At 46.4% G+C, this 18,587-nt stretch carries 21 protein-coding genes; 18 read left to right on the top strand and 3 right to left on the bottom strand.

Annotated features, from left to right (window positions below; all coding sequences use genetic code 11):
* Window positions 1-134: 134 nt before the first annotated feature.
* Window positions 135-1,457 carry an IS4 family transposase gene (locus VRK_RS09230; protein WP_059121063.1) on the bottom strand — a complete coding sequence of 441 codons (1,323 nt, stop codon included), beginning with the start codon at window positions 1,455-1,457 and terminating at the stop codon, window positions 135-137.
* 506 nt (window positions 1,458-1,963) lie between these two features.
* Between VRK_RS09230 and VRK_RS09225 the strand changes: the two genes are divergently transcribed.
* The 14 genes from VRK_RS09225 to VRK_RS09160 all read left to right on the top strand — a co-directional run bounded on the left by VRK_RS09225 (window position 1,964) and on the right by VRK_RS09160 (window position 13,072).
* Window positions 1,964-2,899 (top strand): hypothetical protein, encoded by a 936-nt coding sequence (locus tag VRK_RS09225; RefSeq protein WP_059121087.1) that lies wholly within the window; start codon window positions 1,964-1,966, stop codon window positions 2,897-2,899.
* 70 nt (window positions 2,900-2,969) lie between these two features.
* A complete protein-coding gene (locus VRK_RS09220; protein ID WP_059121086.1) occupies window positions 2,970-4,196 on the top strand; it encodes a N4-gp56 family major capsid protein in 1,227 nt (408 codons plus the stop codon).
* 19 nt (window positions 4,197-4,215) lie between these two features.
* Window positions 4,216-4,593, top strand: coding sequence for a hypothetical protein (locus VRK_RS09215; RefSeq protein WP_059121085.1), 378 nt, complete (start codon window positions 4,216-4,218; stop codon window positions 4,591-4,593).
* Window positions 4,594-4,654: 61 nt separating this feature from the next.
* On the top strand, window positions 4,655-5,110 hold the full coding sequence (locus tag VRK_RS09210) for a hypothetical protein (RefSeq protein WP_059121084.1): 456 nt from the start codon (window positions 4,655-4,657) through the stop codon (window positions 5,108-5,110).
* Window positions 5,107-5,697, top strand: a complete 591-nt coding sequence (locus tag VRK_RS09205; protein WP_059121083.1) for a hypothetical protein — start codon at window positions 5,107-5,109, stop codon at window positions 5,695-5,697. The genes VRK_RS09210 and VRK_RS09205 overlap by 4 nt, the downstream gene beginning before the upstream one ends.
* Complete coding sequence (locus VRK_RS09200) at window positions 5,697-6,284, top strand: phage adaptor protein (RefSeq protein WP_059121082.1); 588 nt, start codon at window positions 5,697-5,699, stop codon at window positions 6,282-6,284. The genes VRK_RS09205 and VRK_RS09200 overlap by 1 nt, the downstream gene beginning before the upstream one ends.
* A gap of 35 nt (window positions 6,285-6,319) precedes the next feature.
* On the top strand, window positions 6,320-7,906 hold the full coding sequence (locus VRK_RS09195) for a hypothetical protein (RefSeq protein WP_231735810.1): 1,587 nt from the start codon (window positions 6,320-6,322) through the stop codon (window positions 7,904-7,906).
* A complete protein-coding gene (locus VRK_RS09190) occupies window positions 7,903-9,618 on the top strand; it encodes a phage tail tip fiber protein (RefSeq protein WP_059121080.1) in 1,716 nt (571 codons plus the stop codon). Before VRK_RS09195 ends, VRK_RS09190 begins: the two co-directional genes overlap by 4 nt.
* The gene (locus tag VRK_RS09185) at window positions 9,615-9,971 is read left to right on the top strand and encodes a hypothetical protein (RefSeq protein ID WP_059121079.1); all 357 of its coding nucleotides are present in this window, start codon (window positions 9,615-9,617) and stop codon (window positions 9,969-9,971) included. The genes VRK_RS09190 and VRK_RS09185 overlap by 4 nt, the downstream gene beginning before the upstream one ends.
* A complete protein-coding gene (locus VRK_RS09180; RefSeq protein ID WP_059121078.1) occupies window positions 9,968-10,366 on the top strand; it encodes a hypothetical protein in 399 nt (132 codons plus the stop codon). Before VRK_RS09185 ends, VRK_RS09180 begins: the two co-directional genes overlap by 4 nt.
* A gap of 3 nt (window positions 10,367-10,369) precedes the next feature.
* Window positions 10,370-11,041 carry a hypothetical protein gene (locus tag VRK_RS09175; RefSeq protein ID WP_059121077.1) on the top strand — a complete coding sequence of 224 codons (672 nt, stop codon included), beginning with the start codon at window positions 10,370-10,372 and terminating at the stop codon, window positions 11,039-11,041.
* Between the two features lie 11 nt (window positions 11,042-11,052).
* Window positions 11,053-11,421: a hypothetical protein gene (locus VRK_RS09170; RefSeq protein ID WP_059121076.1), complete on the top strand. Its 369-nt coding sequence runs from the start codon at window positions 11,053-11,055 to the stop codon at window positions 11,419-11,421.
* Between the two features lie 10 nt (window positions 11,422-11,431).
* Window positions 11,432-11,671: a hypothetical protein gene (locus tag VRK_RS09165; protein ID WP_059121075.1), complete on the top strand. Its 240-nt coding sequence runs from the start codon at window positions 11,432-11,434 to the stop codon at window positions 11,669-11,671.
* A gap of 12 nt (window positions 11,672-11,683) precedes the next feature.
* Complete coding sequence (locus VRK_RS09160; protein ID WP_059121074.1) at window positions 11,684-13,072, top strand: hypothetical protein; 1,389 nt, start codon at window positions 11,684-11,686, stop codon at window positions 13,070-13,072.
* Window positions 13,073-13,145: 73 nt separating this feature from the next.
* Here VRK_RS09160 and VRK_RS09155 read toward each other — a convergent pair whose 3' ends face one another.
* Window positions 13,146-13,331, bottom strand: a complete 186-nt coding sequence (locus VRK_RS09155; RefSeq protein WP_059121073.1) for a hypothetical protein — start codon at window positions 13,329-13,331, stop codon at window positions 13,146-13,148.
* Window positions 13,332-13,811: 480 nt separating this feature from the next.
* Between VRK_RS09155 and VRK_RS09150 the strand changes: the two genes are divergently transcribed.
* Window positions 13,812-14,696 (top strand): hypothetical protein, encoded by an 885-nt coding sequence (locus VRK_RS09150; protein ID WP_231735756.1) that lies wholly within the window; start codon window positions 13,812-13,814, stop codon window positions 14,694-14,696.
* A gap of 101 nt (window positions 14,697-14,797) precedes the next feature.
* On the opposite strand, the gene VRK_RS09145 is transcribed toward VRK_RS09150, so the two are convergent.
* Window positions 14,798-15,640, bottom strand: coding sequence for an alpha/beta fold hydrolase (locus tag VRK_RS09145; RefSeq protein WP_059121072.1), 843 nt, complete (start codon window positions 15,638-15,640; stop codon window positions 14,798-14,800).
* Window positions 15,641-15,754: 114 nt separating this feature from the next.
* Here VRK_RS09145 and VRK_RS09140 point away from each other — a divergent pair, with 114 nt between their 5' ends.
* The 3 genes from VRK_RS09140 to VRK_RS09130 all read left to right on the top strand — a co-directional run.
* Window positions 15,755-15,958 (top strand): hypothetical protein, encoded by a 204-nt coding sequence (locus VRK_RS09140; RefSeq protein ID WP_231735755.1) that lies wholly within the window; start codon window positions 15,755-15,757, stop codon window positions 15,956-15,958.
* 604 nt (window positions 15,959-16,562) lie between these two features.
* Window positions 16,563-17,768: an IS4 family transposase gene (locus tag VRK_RS09135; protein WP_059120399.1), complete on the top strand. Its 1,206-nt coding sequence runs from the start codon at window positions 16,563-16,565 to the stop codon at window positions 17,766-17,768.
* Between the two features lie 296 nt (window positions 17,769-18,064).
* Window positions 18,065-18,587: contractile injection system protein, VgrG/Pvc8 family (locus VRK_RS09130; protein WP_269431946.1), on the top strand; the 523-nt coding region annotated here is incomplete at its 3' end.

The following is an 18,587-nucleotide window of genomic DNA, read 5'->3' as shown; positions in this document are numbered from 1 at the left end:
CGAAGTAACTTAGGGCTTCCTAAAAACCAAAAACTCGGAATCAATTCCGAGTTAATCTAATCCATTGTCTTCTGTATCTTCTCATACTCATTCTAATAAAAAAGCCCACCGTCTATAAGTATAATGCCGCTCGCTTAACAGCGAGCGACTCTTTTCTTATAGGGATAACGAGGGACTTTGTAGAGTACCTGTCTTGGTATCGGTTTGCGTTTTCTCTTCTCTGGTAAGATGAACCGTTTGCCATTCTCTCTCAGGTTTTGAAGTTTCTTTGGTACCGTCCCTGGTGTACGGCCAGAACACCATAAAAACTCATCTTGTATCAGTCTTAGCGCATTGATAAAGCTAATTCTGAGTGGTTCCACACCGTAATACTCTGCCATCCTTTTCATTTCTAAGCGGACAAGATTGTAAGAGATAAAAACTCCCCAGAGCTCTTGATAAATCCCTTCCGCTTTCTGACTTCTAAGAACAGTGGTGTTGTCCAGTTGATTCTGTTTCAGCTCACCGTAGCTTTGCTCAATTTCCCAGCGTTCCCAGTATACTTTGACCATCTCCTTCAATGGATAGGTTTCTGGGCATTCCATTGATGTGATGAAGCCTTTGATTTCTCCTTTTGGCTCAGGAATGAGTACCAAGCGAGCTTGCCAGTTTTGTCCCAGATGAGGATATTCTTTTTGAGCTTGAGGAGAGACCGGCATTTTGATGAGTTTGTCATAGGGAGAGTACTCCTCCAGAACCTCATATCTGAACTTACTCTTGATTGGTGTCAGCCAATGGATATTCTTGCCAGCTCCGCGCCATGATTGGAAAAGCTCCGCTGATAAGAAACCACGATCAAAAAGAGTGAGTGAGTTATCTGGCGCAGAGCCAACAAGTTGCTGAGCGTAAGATATTTCACTATTGGTTATCGGGCCAAAAGCCACATCGGATACCAAATGAGTTCGGGTAGACGTTAATGTGACGGCTAATACAGAAGGGAATGTGGATGTGGCACTTCTATAGCCAAATTGTTGATTATCTTTTGTTTCAGGCACCCTGAATTGAGTTCCGTCTACACTCAAAACCTTCAGCCCACAAACTGAGGTCGCGGTATCTTCTTTTTCCCACTCAGTCGCGGTGGTATGGAATAAGTAACGTAATGGTTCAAAACCGATACGCTGCCTTGCTTTCACAATACTGCTAGTCGCAAGAGGGGGAAGTTCCCCCTTTGAATCAGGAAAGGCCAGTTCAAGCTTATCGCAGACGTCGCTGATAGAGCGGTTTCTCATTAGCCCAATCCCCAACACCAGCCAAACGGCTTGTTCCGCAGGAAATCTTCGTTTTCTAACCGCAGCACGGCCAGTTTGCTTTACTGCTTCAGAAATCCATTCAATAGGAATATTTTTCTGAAATGAATCGATTGATTCAGGGTAATGAAATTCAGCTGCGATTTGTAACTCGCGAGAAAATTCAGACATAAAAAACGGCCTCAGAAATTACTCTGAGACCGATTATGAGGCCACCCTAGGATCATTCAAGTTTTCTTAAACGATCGGCATTACCGTCTATAAGTAGGCTTTCGATACGTATCATTTCATTATTTGAGTTAATAATCGCTACTACACCCTGACCAAAATATTTTCACTGGCATCTTGTCAGCAAAGGCAACAAATAGCAGTGTGACAGTTATTGGTAAGGAGAGTTGTGTCAGAGATGCTGAAGGGGTTAACTTTTTGTATATCCAATAAATTTTGTGTTGGTTTAACTCAGATTTGATTCTCCCAAAAAACTAGTCCAGAATTTCCCCATCATCTAAAGCCGCGTCCAAAACAGACGTGGCTTTTTTATTACGCGCAATTCAGAAATACCACGGACATCAACCGATAGCTGCAAGGCTGTCGGTTTTTTTATGCCTGTGAGTCAGATGGTTTTTACGAGAGCTACCGAGCGCACAGACAGCGATAAGTCTATAGCAGGAGAAAAAATGAGTTTTGAACTGGATGAATTAACCGGCAATGAATCCCCGGAAGAAATTGAAGCATTACTGGATCGAATTGAAGCTGATGAGCTGGAAATTGACAATGATGCCGATGTTTCGAACGGGCAGAGCGCAACAGGTAAACCGACAGCCGATAACAGCGAAGTTTCGGCAGCTTCGCAGGATGAGCCTGAAACCTCTGAAATCGCCGTTCAGTCTGGGATCGCCGCCAAAGATGGTGAGCACATTATTTTTGATGTACTTGAACGGGAGCGGGAGACGAACAAACAGCTTCAGCAGCAGCTTGATGAGTTTAAGTCGCGTGAAAGCCAGTGGAGTGATGATCAAAGGCTGCTTGAGCTGCGTAATCAGCAGTTAGAGTCATTGGGTGTTGACCCGGCAGATCTGCCGGAAAACTTCAACGTCACTGAAGAGCAGTTAAATGAACTGGCCGAAGACTATCCGGAAATCGGCAAAATGATCCGTCATCTGTATGCCAGAGTCGATCAGTTTGAGTCCCGGCAACCCCATGAGCCAGCCCCGCCGTCAAATCCGGTTGCAGATGCAATTGAGGAGAATAGCGATTTACGGGCATGGCAGCAGGAAGGGGGGGCGCAGTGGAACAAGGCTCTGGATATCGACGATGAGTTACGAGCCGATCCGAATTGGAGTCAAAGGCCATTGAATGAGCGCTTTGCCGAGGTGGCCCGACGGGTAAAAGATCAGAAACAGTCCGAAGCCAAAGCGCAGCAGGAAACCGCAGAAGCTCAAGACCCGTCTGATGATTTACCCGCTTCTCCGTCGGAAGTCGGGCAGACCACGACACACCAGCTTTCCCCCAAAGACCGGCTGGCAACAGCAGATGAAACCGACATCCAGAGCATGTTCTCAGGGATGACAGACGCACAGATTGAAGCGCTGTTGTCCGAATTCGATACATAACCCCGGCGTATCCACGCCAACCGTTTAAAAGCGCCCACCCTCACCGGTGGGTGCTTTTTTTGGAGCATTTATGACAACCATTACTCAGGCGCAGGCCAGAAAAATTCAACAAGCGGCGTTGTTTACTGCATCTCAGCGTAACCGGTCGTTTGTCAATATGTTCACCGAAGATGTGCCGAAGGCAGCGACCGGTGACAAAAAGGGAGAGCGCCAGACATCACCTCACGCCCCAATTGTACGTGTGTCTGATTTAAAAAAAACCGCAGGGGATACTGTGGATATGAATATCATTCACGGTCTCTCCAAACGTCCGACCATGGGGGATAAAAAAATCTCCGGACGGGGTGAATCGTTGGATTTCACCGAATTTGAATTATCAATCGATCAGGGACGCCACCAAGTTGATGCCGGTGGAAAAATGAGCCAGCAACGCACAGTTCATGATTTGAGAAGAACAGCGCGTACTTTGTTAGGACCATATTTCAATACATTGCAGGATCAGACCGCAACTTTTCATCTGGCCGGAGCCCGTGGTGACTATATGCACGATGACATTATTGTTCCGCTGGCCGATCACGATGAGTTTGATGAAATCATGGTCAATGATGTGTTACCGCCCACTTATGACCGCCATTTTTTCGGTGGGGATGCAACAAAATTTGAGGCAATCGATCAGGCCGATGTGTTCAGTCTTGAAGTTGTCGATAGCATGTCCCTCTATTTGGAAGAAATGGCACATCCCATTCAGCCAGTACGGTTCACGCATGATGAGCTGGCAGGCGATGAACCATTTTACGTACTGAACGTCACGCCCCGTCAGTGGTTTGACTGGAAACAGACAGCCAGTCACAAAGACTGGCAACAGTTGGTGGCTAACGCAATTACCCGGAGCAGGAACTTTAAACACCCGGTTTTTAGTGGTGAGTGTGCAATGCAGGGCAATATTCTGGTGCGCAAGTACAAGGGGTGCCCGGTTCGGTTCAACCCCGGTTCAACGGTGAAGGTGTCTATGAATAATCATGCTGCCACCGTAACACAGCAAAGTGCCGGGACAACGATTGACCGGGCCATTCTTCTGGGTGGGCAGGCACTAGCCTCTGCTTGGGGTAAAACGCAAAACGGCAGTCAGTTTTCGATTCATGAAGAGAAAACTGATGCCGGAAATCGCACGGAAATCACGATTGCATGGATGAATGGTCTGAAAAAAATCCGCTTTAAAGATAAGTCGGGTCGCTTAAATGACCATGGCGTCATGGCATTAGATACGGCAGTCAGCACCAAATCCGCCGGTGCATAACTTTACAGGAGAACAAATCATGACAGTGATTAGCGCACCGTCGATGCATGACCGGCTGTATGTCGGGACACACGGCAATGTTTCCGTTGCAAAATCAAAAGTGACTCTTTTGGGGGCTGCTGTCGGGGATGTGATTGAAATGTTGGACATCCCCATTGGGATTGAATTCATCGGACTGCGGATTGCGACGACCGGTCTGGGCGATGGGGTCATGGCTGATATCCGTCTGGGAGAGATGTTGCTGGCCGAAGATGTGGATTTATCCGGAGAGTACAGTCAGTCCATCAACTGTGAGGCATATACACGGCAAAAACAGAAACTGACGACCACGATTAAAGGGGCTTCCGCCACCGGGACGCTTCAAATCAGACCCGAATACATTGCTACGGGCTATTGACCGATAACCCACCCACATTGAGGGCGCTTGCGCCCTTTTTCTTTTTCCGGAGAGTGATTTTATGAGTAAAGTTTCGATTGTTTATATCGGTCCCAAAGCATTTAAGCGGGATACGGTCAGTGGCACCCGGCAGGTATTTCCCCGGATGACCCCGATTGAAGTGGAAGTCTCTGTTGCTGCAAACCTGCTGCGGTTTGAACAGGTGTTTATCGAAGCAGAAAAATTAGATGATGTGCTCAGTCAGAAAGCGGAGCAGGAGCAGGCACAAGCCGAGGCTCTGGCTGATGAGGAATATGTGGCCAGACAACAGATAATTGATGCGGACTTTACGGTCATGGTCGGAGACAAACCGTATGATCTGAAGAAGATGAACAGCCCAAAGATTGCAGCTTTACTTGAAGGGGCTGACATGCTTATTGATGACAAAGGGGCTCAGGAGAGTGCCGAGGACTACCGGCTCCGGGTTCGGAATACGATCCGCGCAATGCAGGACATTGGAGAGGGGGAGTCATCATGAATATGATTGCGGTTGATAAGTTTCTGCCAACCCTGCGCACGATGGTATCCGATCGGATTGTTCTAGAGATGAAAACGGCAATCGTCCGGGCGGCAATCACGTTTTGCCGAAAGAGTCAGGCGATTATTCACCAGCGAACCATTGACCTGATATCAGCTGGGGAGACGGTCAACGTGGTGGAAGGCTCCGATGAAAATCGTAATCATCCGGGCAGTATCAAAGCGGCGAAAGTGCTTGGTATTCAATCGCACGGGCAGTCACTCTTACCGGGTATGGATTACATCATGACCGGTCTTGACGCTGCCCGATTTTATAAAGATGCGTGTCATGTTCAGTTTGTCTCTGTTGTTGAGCCAAAGCCAGATACCCGGTATGTGCCTGAAACGCTGCTGTCCGATTGGTGTGACATCATTTGTCATGGTGCGGCGGCCATTCTCGATTCAGAAAAAACCGATCCGGAGAGTCAGTTGACGCCATATCATGAGCGCGAATTTACGGAAGGCATTCGCCGAGCCTATCGCTGGCGGATTGAAACGTTCCCCGAGTTGAATCCATCACCGGAGCGCCGCCGTCGGGAGTTTTTCTGATGATTGATGTTAACCAACTGATTATCCGTGTGGGCAATGCTCTTGTCGATGACACATTCACACTCTGGTCAAAAGATTTCCATCGGTGCAGTTTCAATGATGCTCTTGCCGCCTTAACGCTGGCGCACCCTGCGCTGTCCAACAAAACAGCGGAAATTCAGGTCGCTGCCGGGCAGTGGCAGGTGCCGTTGCCGGATGATGCCTATTTACTGCTGTCGGTGAACCATTGCAACGGGTACGGTTTAGAGCAGACGGAGCAGGAGCGCATCAGTCATCTTTATCCGGACTGGCGCAGGCAGACCGATACGCGCCCTACAAACTGGATGCGAAACCCGGATGATCCGCTGACGTTTTTTATTTTCCCGTCAACTCAGTCGGTACAGCCGATTGAGTTGACCTACTCACGTCACCTGCATGTCAGCCGGGATTCTGACTGGGTGGATATTCACGATATATACGCGCCTTTGCTGTTTGACTACCTCATGTACCGGGCTTATTCACGGGACGGGCAGGCTGAGGCGCAACAGGCGAAAGCGGTTTCTCACTTTCAGGCATTTCAATTCGGTCTCGGTCAAGCGAGCCAATAACAATCTTCTCTGTTTTTATGATTAATATTTCGATGATGAAAGGCGAAGTTCCCCGCCTGATGCCCCATTTGTTGCCTGATGAGGCGGCGACGGTGGCAAGGGACTGTCAGTTTGAAAATGGTGTGTTGGCACCGGTTTTCAATCATTTGTTGGCATTCCAACTTCCGGGTGAAGCCTCCACACTTTTCAGATACACCGACGAGGGCTGGCTCTACTGGAAAAACCGGGTTCATGCGATTGACAATCCGATGGCTCAGGATGCCTATCTGCGGGTTTACTGGACCGGCGATGCAAAACCACGGGTCACGGCTCAGGATATCGCATTAAGCGCGGACGGATTCGGCCCGGTGGCATGGTATGACTTAGGGGTTCCGCTGCCGGGGTCGCCGCCGGTGGTATCCGATGTGGATACCTCCACCGGGGAAGAGCCCGGAGAAGGCGAGCTTGCTTTGTATGATGATGAAGACCGGGTCTACATCCAGACCTACGTGACCCGCTTTGGTGAAGAAGGCGCGCCGGGAGAGCCGTCAGTGCCGGTAGTGATTGAAAAGCCGGGGTCTACCGTGACGGTGACACTGGTTCAGCCGGTCAGTAATTCGCACAATATTACGCACACCCGATTATACCGCTCTGTGACCTCATCAACCGATAGTGAGTACATTCTCTGTGCTGAGCTGCCGATTGCGCAGACGCAGTATATGGATTCGGCGCGTGATGTCAGTGGCGCAGTGCTGGAAACCTATGACTATGCACTTCCCCCGGAGAACATGCAGGGACTATGTCAAATGGCGAATGGTATCTGTGCCGGGTTTGCCGGAAATGAAGTGATGTTTTCTGAAGCGTATCTGCCTTACGCATGGCCGCCCGGATACCGGGATACCACTGAGCATGAGATTGTTGCCATTGCAGCAATTGGTAATTCGCTTGTTGTGACTACAAAAGGCTATCCGTACATTTTCAGTGGTGTCACCCCGAGTGCAGTTACCGGTACAAAACTCGATATTGAGCAGGCATGTGTCAGTCCAGACTCACTGGTTGTGCTGTCCGGCATGGCGGTTTATGCCTCTCCGGATGGTTTGATTGCTGTCAGTCGTGATGGTGCAACCCATATGACTCATCAGCTTATTACTCGTGAGCAATGGCAGGGCTTCAAACCTCAAACCATCCGGGCGGTTGCGGTTGAAGGGAAGTATGTTGCTCAGACTGATGTGAGCGGCTTTATCTTTGACCCGGTTTCTCAGGATTTTACTCGCATTGGCGATAGATGGGATTGTGCCTACAACGATTTAGAGCGGGATGTATTAATGATTGTCTCCGGCCTGTCGGTTTCACAATGGCGGCAAGGAGAAGAAGCCATTGAATTTGAATGGCAGAGTAAAACATTTCTGGTGCCTCGCCATTCTATTTTGTCGTGTGCTCGGATCCAGTCACCGGCTCCTGAGTCTGTCAGTGTGTCATTTATTGCTGACGGGAAAGCAATATTGACTGTGCCAGTGGGGCAACTCACGGATGATGCATTCCGGCTGCCCCCTGTACGAGCCAGCAAGTGGCAGGTTCATGTTCAAGGGACTTCAATCATTGAACGTATACTCGTGGCAAGTTCGCTGGAAGAATTAGCATGACAAAAAGAGCATTTCGCGCTGGTCGTAATGAGCAATCGGTTCAGGAAAATATTGAGTTACTGACCGGCCAGCGGGGCAACGGATTAGATCGGGCGGTCACGGTACGGGATTTAGCGGATGTAAAACTGGCCGGTGTCAGAAAAAGTGCCGGTGGGCGGTATGTGTTAAGCCCGAGCCCGGTGTCAGATACAGAAAACAATAAGGCGGCATATCCGACCGTGCCAACCGGCTTTGCAGTCAGCGGCGGTTTTGCTTCAATCATGCTGACATGGGATGCCCCCCAATATACCGGCCATGCATATACAGAGGTCTGGCGCTCAGTAACCGATGCCCTGACCGATGCTGTATTGATAGCAACCACCCCGGCTACCGTCTTCGGTGACATAGTGACAACAGGTTCCACATTCTATTACTGGATCCGGCACGTCAATATAAAGAATAAGCCCGGCCCGTATCACGCAACCATCGGTACCTTCGGTGAAACCAGTCAGGATATTTCCTCTGTGATTGATGAGATTGGTGAGCAGATGAAAGATTCGGCACTCATTCAGGATTTGACGAGCAACATTGACACAATCAATGAAAATGGGAGTAGCGCATTTCAGGATATGTGGACACAGAAAGCAACTGCCGGAAACATTACTGCTGGGATTGGCATCCTCGCCGGGGCGGATGGAACCAGTCAGGTTGCCATTTCTGCAAGCCAGTTATTTGTGTTTGACCCCAATATGGAAGACTCCCTGACACCGCTGCTGGCGGTGGACAGTGGCGCAGTCAAAATCCCCAAAGCCCTGATTGAAGAGGCGACGATTGAAGTGCTTCAGGCTCAGGATATTGTTGCCGATACGATTCAGGCCGGGATAGAAATTGATACCCCGATATTAAACAGCGCCGTGATTAACGGCGCTGAGATACACATTGGTTCGCTGTTTAATGTCACAAATGAAGGCGTGATGACCGCCAGTAGCGGGACGTTTTCAGGGCGTATTGAAGCATCCGACGGATATTTTAACGGGGATATTTCGGCATCAACGATGAACGGCGGGAATATCAACGGTGCAACCATTACCGGCAGTTCAATTATCGGCTCTCAGATATACACTGGTGCGGAGCTATTTCTGTGTTTTGGGGACAATATGACGACCAGCCGAACCTACCCGTTTAACCGGAATATCTATGTTGCCGCCTCAAGGAAGGTGAGAGTTGAAACACGGGTATCTGCGCCATGGAACGGCAACACGCCAAACACTTGTCTGGATTTTTATGCAGCCGGGGATATTTCTATGAACTTTCCGACTCAGAACCGCGCACGATTTCGCACCATTCCGGCAAACGTAATTGATATTCGTGTAGACCGCCCCCGGATAGGCGGCTCTGGATTTCTCGGTTTTATCGTGCAGATGGTCGGGATTAATGGACATGTGATTGCCAGTGTCACGATGTGCTCGGCTAATTATATGCCGCCTCCGGGTACTGAGTTTAATGTCGGCGGTGTGGTTTTCTATGTTTATGACAGTAATGCCGCCGGTGGTGGCAACCGTTACGGTGTCCGAAGCTTTGGCGTGAGAAACCGACGAACAAACTTCGGCCCGGGATGGACGAACAACCCAGCCGCGGTTGGCCGATTCAGAGTCCGGCTGGATTCGACAAACGACGGTGGTGGCACCGTTACTTATAGAGCAGCAATTGATAACGCAGTGGATCCACGATGAATGACTTAGAGATTGAAAAATCGGTTTACCGCTTTTACCACAATGATGAGATTAAGACGTTGGATGAACTGCCAAAAATGCGCTCTGACGGTCTTCTCACTCAGGAGGAATATGACCACCGAATGGCAATGTATCAGAGCTGGTTGGATTCGGAAGAGTATAACGAACGGACATGGCGGAATACCGAGCTTCAGAATACCGATTATATGTTGATTGCTGATGCAACCTATGGGGGGCGCGTCGTCGCAGACACCAACATGTTACAGGAGGTGATCGACTACCGTGATCGACTGAGACAATACAACCTCAGAGATGAAGACCGGCCAGTACGGCCAGCGTGGTATAGCGGATGAATTCAGTCAGAGCCGATTACAGAAAGCATCGTTTGCGAATACTCCCCTTTATAACCGGAGCGCAGCAGCGCAACAAAGACCCGTTCGCTGACCAGATTGACCGCGCCTTGCTTGAATGCAGGGCGTTTTTGTTTCTTTGCGGTGGTGGGTTTTATGTTCTTCAACCAACCCTCAGAAATGGGGTTGTGTGGGTCAATATCATGTTTGCTCAGTCTCTGGGTCAATGTGTGCTGTCCACTTATCTATCTGATATTCATCAACTGACCCGACAGATTGGCGGTCGTGGTATCGAGTTATTCACCACAGTTGAGCGTCTGTCTGGATTTCTGCGGCGTCAGGGGTTTTCACAAGACAGCAGTAACGACCGGGTTCAACACTGGATAAAGGAGCTGTAAGCCATGGGTGGAAATAAAGGTAGCAATGAAATAAAAGAAACATCTTATGAGAAGGCCGCAGCTGATGTCGCCAATCAGCAATGGCGTATTTATCAGGATGAATTATCCCAGTATGAGAATTCGTTTATTGAGCGTGTCGGAAATTACAACAGTGACTCAAATATGTCAGATACAAAATCTGATGCTGATTTGGCTTATAACGCTGCATACAGCCAAAACCGGGATAACACAGCGCGCAGCATGGCCGCTTCCGGGGTTGACCCGAGTAGCGGGAAATTCAAACAGACGCAGGCGGATATCACCACTGATCAAGCGATCAATCAGGCAAATACGGTCAACCGGGCTCAGTCCTCAGAGCAGGATAAATATGTTGCCGGATTAAGTGATGTAGTTGCGATGGGAACCGGTCAGAAGGCCACGGCTCTTCAGGGGCTCAGTGATGTTGCAACGATGAGTGCAAATCAAGCGGCCAGTGATGCTCAAAGCTCATTTAATACCCGGTCAGCAAATACGCAGGCGGTTGGTGCAGTGGCTGGTGCAGGTCTTCGGAGTTATCAGGACTATCAGAAGCAGAATACCGCCAAGATGGATGGGGTTGATGGCATGACCACTCAGAGAGCCGGACTAAATACATACAATGTCCAGAGTGATCCAAGCGGTTATATGTATAGCTAAGGGGACTTTATATGGGAATAGCATCAGATACTTATGCGGGTATTGTCCGACAGCAATATGATGATTGGTATAATCGTTTTTATCCAAAACAACAGGAATTGCTTAGGAATACACAGTCTGGTGTATTGCTCAATGAGCAACTGGGACGTGTCGACGAAAATGTAGCTTCATCTTTAGCTGCGGCACAGCAGGGAGAAGCGAATAAAATGGCTCGATATGGACTCAGTTCAACCCCTGATGCCAGCCAGCACGTGAAATCAGCACTCGCATCAGTTTCAGCCAAAAACAGCCTTAGAGACTATGAGAAAGAGCGTTCAATGAATGTCCTCTCTGGTGCTGCTTATGGCCTGAAATCACAAGCCACATCACAAAATCAGTAGGATCAAAATCATGTCATATAGCTTATTGAGCCTTGCCGGTGAGACTAAACGCTCTGCAATGCAAGGGTTACGAGATGCAGCTCAGCGAGAAACCCAAAGGGAAAGTAAAAATGAAGCGCTGAAGCAAGCTGCAAAGCAGAAAACGATGTCGGCTGTTGGGAGTGGTGCCGCGATTGGCACCATGGTTGCTCCCGGCCTTGGGACAGCGGTAGGCGCTGCTGCCGGTTACGCGATTGGTGAATTATTCTAAGGAGAAATGAAGATGGCATTGGATACCCGTGGTTTTGCAGATGGCGCGCTACGCGGATTTGAGGTAATGGATAATTACTATCGTCGCCAGCATTCGCTGAAACAGGCCGATGAACAAATGACCATGGCGAGAGAAAATCAGGCGATGTCTCTCAAGGCTCATGACCAACAGATGAAACTGGCACAGGAGCGTTCTGACCGTGAGCGGTCTGAGTTTGATGCAAAATATGGCACGACGGGGGAGGATGGGAAAAGAGTCGGAGGGTGGTTGGCAAAACAACAGGCGCAGCAGGGAAAGGTCGCGGATGCTCAGCTTGCCGCCAGTCAATCCAGACAGAAGCTCAGTGACTATCAGTTCAATCAGGCGCAAAAAACGAACTATATCCGTGATAACCTACCGCTCGTTCAGAATGCGTGGAAGCAATATAACGATAGTGGCGAAGTCGATCCGGTGCTTGATAATGAATATATCAGGGGCAGTGCATACGATCCCCGGCGTTATCTGTCTAAGAAAGTCAATCGAGCCTTTGATGTGATTGAAAGCAAACTGCCGCAGATAGCTCAGGGGCAGGTTAAATCGGATGATGCAGATTTTGTCTCTGCACTCGGGGTGATGTATGAAAATCAGGTGAAAGCCTCGGTCGGACAACAAGACCCAATAACCGGAAAAACGATTAAAGATGTAAAACTTGGTGGTGTTCACCTTGCCAAAGATATCGACCCGAATCAGCCGGGAGAGCAGCCCGGTATTGTGCTGACAACCATGGTTAATTATGGTGATGATGGTAAATGGGTGGCGAAGCCGGTCACGAATAACAGAAGTACAGATCTCAATGATACAGTGAAAGTCATCCCACTTGAGCGGGCCATGAAAGATATCACCTCTCAACTGGCTCTGCGCCGTCAGGCGGCTTCATCTGATGCATACAAGCAGGTTTTTGGTAAAAGTCGTCAAAACCAGTCCAAATATGACGATGCGATTGTGGCGTTGGAGAAAGAGAAGATGAAGGCGATTGCACAGGTACTTTCCCCTGAAAGCGAAGCAGGGCAGAAACAGATTATGGCGATTAATGCGCAGTTTGATGCATCTGTCCAGAATTTGCAGCAACGTTTACTCGGAGAGCAGCGCAGTAATGCCCGTACAACACAGGTGCCTCAATGGGCAGGGGGGAACCCGGTGAAAATCAAATTTGCCAGAGCCCTTCAGGCGAATGGTTATGATGTCGGCCAGATGTCAACGGATGATTTGGATGATGCATGGAAAGCGGAGCGGGAGTCCAGACTTGCAGCCGACAACAGTCAGTTGGTGGGGCAATATAAAAACCGGGGATCCGCAGGTGCCGATAATGCTGAAAACTCTGGTCAATCGCACTTAATGTCTGTTATGGGCTATCGACCCTAAAAGAAAGAGGAATGAAGACGGGTGGATTCATTCCTCTCTCGTTTCACTGAATATGATATGAGACAGTTTTGTGTTAATGCTTTTTAATTTCAGAGGTCAGCCACTCATTCAAATTATGGGCAGCATCTCTGATAGCCATCATTTTCTGCTGTAAGGTTGCGATGCCCGGAATGCCGTTGAGTGTTTGGGCTTCCAGTGCCAGAATGGCCAAATCCGCTTCACTTCTAATCATTTCTACTTCTTCGATTCTACGATTCATTGCTTATCCCCATTATATTTTCTACGACACATTTCAAATAAATGACTTCATCATAAAATGCTTTATGCATTGCGTGTTATATTAATAACTTTCTTTTTGACAGACATTAAAATCCCCATAGCATGACGATTAACAGTCAGGAAAATCGCTGTGATTATACGGTTGTCATGTTTGTTGTTTTTTATTATTGATATATAAAATAATAATGCAATATAAATCTGTCATCAAATCTTCATATGACAGATTAAATTTATATATTTGGTTATTATTTTGTAAAAATGTACATTATCAATTATCAAATGACAAATATGTGAATAATTCACGTATTGCTCACTCTAATATTAGAGAAGGTATAAATATGTATTGTGCGCAAAAATGACACATAAGAGGGATTGACATATTTGAAAAACTTAATACCCTCTGTGCTGTGTAATACATAAAATATTTATTGTTAAGTAATGAAATTAGGTTAGGTTGTCTATGTTGGAACAAAGAAACAAAAATATTTCAATTGTATCTGAGCAGGAAATTGTTCAATTAGATGGAATGATGACAAATTTCAATTCTAATATCTCGGCTGCAATGTCATATGTAAGAAGAACTCAGGGATTAACATTCAAGCAATTAGAGAAACGACTTTCGGGAATACAAAGTGATACTTTAAAAAGATATATGCATCAAAGCTACCCGGCGATGCGCCCACTCCATGTCGTTGCCGCATTCTCATGGATCACAATGGTTCCAATGACTGCTTTTTTTCACGGATTCAGACAGAACAAACTTTATCGGGGTATGGGGGATGGTATTGTCGAGGCTCTTGTCCGTATGGGGCGTATCCCAGCAGAAATTCTTGAAAATTTTCTGGCAATGGTCTGTAGTATGCTGAGTGAAGAGTTGAAACAGGAATTTCTGATATATAGGAAACAGATAGAGTCAGAATTCGGGAGGATGGAAGACCACAGTAATCTGTTTCCACCCGATACCTTAGATCTTAACGCTTTTGCAAATGATTATTACCGTTCTGTTGCCATTACAGTAAAGAAATTCAGGGAAGAAAACGAGCTTTCAGTTGATACTATATCAAGAGTTCTTGGCCTGTCTAAATACCAGTATCGTATCCTAGAAGACCCGCGAAAAACCAGCCATTTTCCAGTATCCATTGGCTTTAGAGTGATGAAAGGATTTCAGCTTGACTCCCATGTTAACTTTATCAGTGAAATGAGAGAGTTTCCTGAATTTTATAAAGTCAGACAAGTTCAGAATGTCCGAGACTCATTAACTATTGGAGCTTTGAAGCTACTTGAAGAAAGTGAGCAGGAATCGATGATTGAAGTTCTGACTATCTTGTCAGAGATATACAAATAGAATTGTGATACATGTCACTTAGTTGTAAAAGGTCAACTTAAAATGCACATCAGTTTAAGTTGACCAAGTTGAATATAAATTTAAAAATAAGTCTAAATTAATCAGGCAAGCTCTTTTAGAGAATTAGCAATAGTTACAGACGATATTGCCTGCATGATTAAAATAGAACTAAATTTTTCTGGATGTTCCAGATGGACAAGATGATCTGCATTTTTAATTATAACAAAATTACAGTTTGGTAATTGCTGTGAAAATTCAAATGCACTTTCTTTAGTTATATATGGGTCATATTCTCCCACGCAAACAGTACAAGGGATTTTTATATTATTTATATTATTTGGTTTGTGAACTAATAGTCTTACGGTATTTTCAAAGAATATATCAATTCTTTCTGGAGTCATTTTAGATATATTTCTCTCAATAATTTTTCGTATGGCTTTGTTTTGGGGAATATCAGGGTTTTCAACAGTCATTACATGAGTAAATGTTTTGGCAAAGCCTTCGACATCTTGCATTGCGGCTGAAATCATTTGCTTTGTCGCATATCGGCCTGATTTTGGGATACTAGGAACTCCACCACAAATCGAAAGACTGGCTATATAGGGACTGATACAACAAAGTTCAACAGAAATTGCTGTTGCATAGGATAAAGCGACTACATGTATTTTTTTTATATCCATATAGTCAATAAAATCTAGAAGCATCATCGCTTGCTCTCGGATGCTGATACTTGAATCTAGTGGTTTTGTACATCCGGTTCCCGGCACTTCAATTGTGAAACAGTCCAGATGTTCAGAGAATGTACGAGAGAACGAATCTACGGATTCAATATCCTGTAATGCTCCAAGTAGGAAGATAACAACCTGATCAGACTCAGACTGACAGCTTTTATATAAAGAATATCTGAACAGATTGCCGTTTAAGATAATGTGATTGATTTGCATTGTTTTCTCCTTTGTTAATAAGAGAACGCAATATAAATCATTCATACAAAAGAAAGGTTAAACAGCTTGATAGCTGTGAACAAATTTCTAATGCAAATGTTGGCGAGGTTAAAAATGAAACAAAGCAATTTATCCAGTTCTCTGGCTGAAGCAGATCAGTCTGTGAAAGATTTTATGGCTTCTCTTTATGAGACATTTAGCTCTCAGATTAAACAGGAAAATGAACCCTCTGTACGGTTAGAATTCTTCGGGGGAGTGCTGGAAGTCCGTCTTATTTCATTCGACGGTGTATACAATCACAAAAGTCGAAAATCATAAACGTTGCAATTCAGTCTTCGTTTGGCGAGTCGGCTGACTATATGACTTTGAGGGCTCATATAAAAAACAGAGCCGTTAATGCATAACACGACTCTAGATTGATTTGCAGAACCGTCATTCTTGATGCATCAATCTTGCTACCTCAGTAGTTAAGAGATTGTTAAGATAAAGCAGAACATCACATAGCTCTTTCCTATCAGTGTCCCCATAAATATCTTGTAACTGAATCAGGTATTCGCGTGCTTTCTGTGTGAGTTCGAATTCTCGGGAGAGTTTCTCAGACATTTAATTGTCTCCTATGCCAAGGTTACAATCACCACGCAAAGGTTCCAATCAATGGGTGGTGAGCTGGCGGAGTTGGAACTACCGTGACATAGGAAACGGCCTGACCGAGGTCAGCCCCATCCAGCCCACCATAATATTCAGGTGTGCAAAATCTCACAAAAACAATGAGAGGATGTTTTTATGCCTATATCAAACGGGGTTCCAATCCTGAAGAATCCCCACATAATTTCTATCCACATCAGACAGTTAAAGGTATTCGCGCACCTTGTTTTGTGATCTAATTTTATCGACCAAAACAAAACAGAACACGGAGCACAAGATGCGCGAATTTCAGATTATATATCAATCATTACACCAATATTGCCCTGAATTACATGCTAAGCGTCTCAAAACACTTATTACTGCCAGCGAGGCTTTGTTTAATAGTAAAACGTTGACTCTTACCCAGCTTGGCCGTCATATCGGAGGAAAGACTCATACCAAACACAATATCAAGCGCATCGACAGGTTGCTTGGAAATCACCACCTTCATTACGAACGAGCCGCCGTCTACCGCTGGCAGGCTTCTATGATTTGTCACTCTACTATGCCCGTAATTCTTGTCGACTGGGCGGATATCCGAGAAATTCAGCGCCTTATGGTATTGCGAGCTTCTGTCGCATTATCTGGCCGCTCTGTCACCCTTTATGAGCGAACATTCACTCTTGAAGAGCACAATACAGATAAGGTTCATAAAAGATTTTTGAAAGAACTGGCCTCTGTCCTTCCACAAGGCTGTGTTCCGCTGATAGTCACTGATGCTGGGTTTAAAAACCCTTGGTTCAGAGCCGTTGAGCAACAAGGTTGGTTCTGGCTTTCAAGAGTCAGGGGCGTCATCCACTATACAGATACAAAGCGCGATAACTGGAAACCAATCAGTACGTTACAGAAAAAAGCCACTTCGCGAAGTCGGTATCTCGGTCTTTGCCGCCTCACTTCCTCTAACCCCATTACATGCGGTATTTATCTTTATCGTGCAAAGATAAAAGGACGAAAAAACCAGCGTTCAACAGTAACCAATAGTAATCATCAGGGGTCGGCCTTCTATAGTCAGGCAGCAAAAGAGGGCTGGATATTAGCGACAAATTTACCCGCTTCAAGGTTTACCCCGGCTCAAATGGTTAAGTTATACAGTAAACGGATGCAGATAGAAGAAACCTTCCGAGATCTGAAAAGTCCGGCTTATGGGTTTGGTCTAAGGCAGAGTCGAAGTCGGTGTCCGAAACGGTTCGATATTATGTTGCTAATCGCACTCGTACTCCAACTTGTGCTCTGGTGGGTAGGTTTAGTAGCAAAAGAGAAAGGTTGGCATAGGCATTTTCAGGCGAATACCGTTCAAACCCGAAATGTTCTTTCAGCTATCCGGCTGGGCAGTGAGGTGCTTCGGCATCATCGATATCACTTGAGAAAGCGGGATTTACTCAGGGGTGCTTCGTTGTTTCTTCGAGAGATCAGGAAAAATGGGGATGTATTGGCGTTTTTATGAGGGGATCCTCTAGGTTCCAATCCCGACACTGGATTTTGCCAGTGCGCGGGTAGGTTAGTTCTGATTGGATGTGGTGTCAATAATCTGTCTGATAAGCTTCTGTTTGACCGATAGGTTAAATTGGAATTTGATGTTAAGTCTTCCTTCTTACTAGATGATGTTATTCAATGAGTCTTGTATAATCTTTGCTTTAGAGCTGTTCTGGCTCTCAAACGAAAACGATAATAAAGAAGAATAATTAGTCAGAGCTGAAATTAATCAGCCACTAACAATCAAGGCATAGGTATTATCACAACATGAGAAATTTAATGTTTCGTCTCACCATCGACGGCGTCAATGATGAGACATTGGTGGTCCGTGACTATCAGGGGATCGAGTCCATCTCAGATTCAGTCGATGATCAAGGCCAGCCGGTTTATGGCTATCGCTATCGCATCGATATTGCCAGTCGCAACAGCGACCTGAGTTTCGAGCAAATGGTCGATAGCAGTGCACTGCTTGAAGTGCTGCGCGATCATGAGGTTGTGCAAAAAGTTCACGGCATTATCCGCAACTTCAGCCGGGGCGATACCGGTCACCATCATACCTTTTATTCACTCACCTTGGTGCCGTCACTGGAAAGACTGTCGCTGCGCCATAACAGCCGGATCTTCCAGCAACTGGACGTGCCGGAAATTCTCTCGGTGCTGTTCCAGGAAATGAATATCAATGATTACGCATTTTCGGTGCGGCGTGAGTGCGCCAAACGGGAATATTGCGTTCAGTACCGTGAAACCGATTTAGAATTCTTCCACCGTCTGGCGGCTGAAGAAGGGCTGA

The organism is Vibrio sp. MEBiC08052 (assembly GCF_001506075.1).
GTDB lineage: Bacteria > Pseudomonadota > Gammaproteobacteria > Enterobacterales > Vibrionaceae > Vibrio.
The sequence above is the reverse complement of the archived record's forward strand: the minus strand, read 5'-3'. Positions and strand labels throughout refer to the sequence as shown.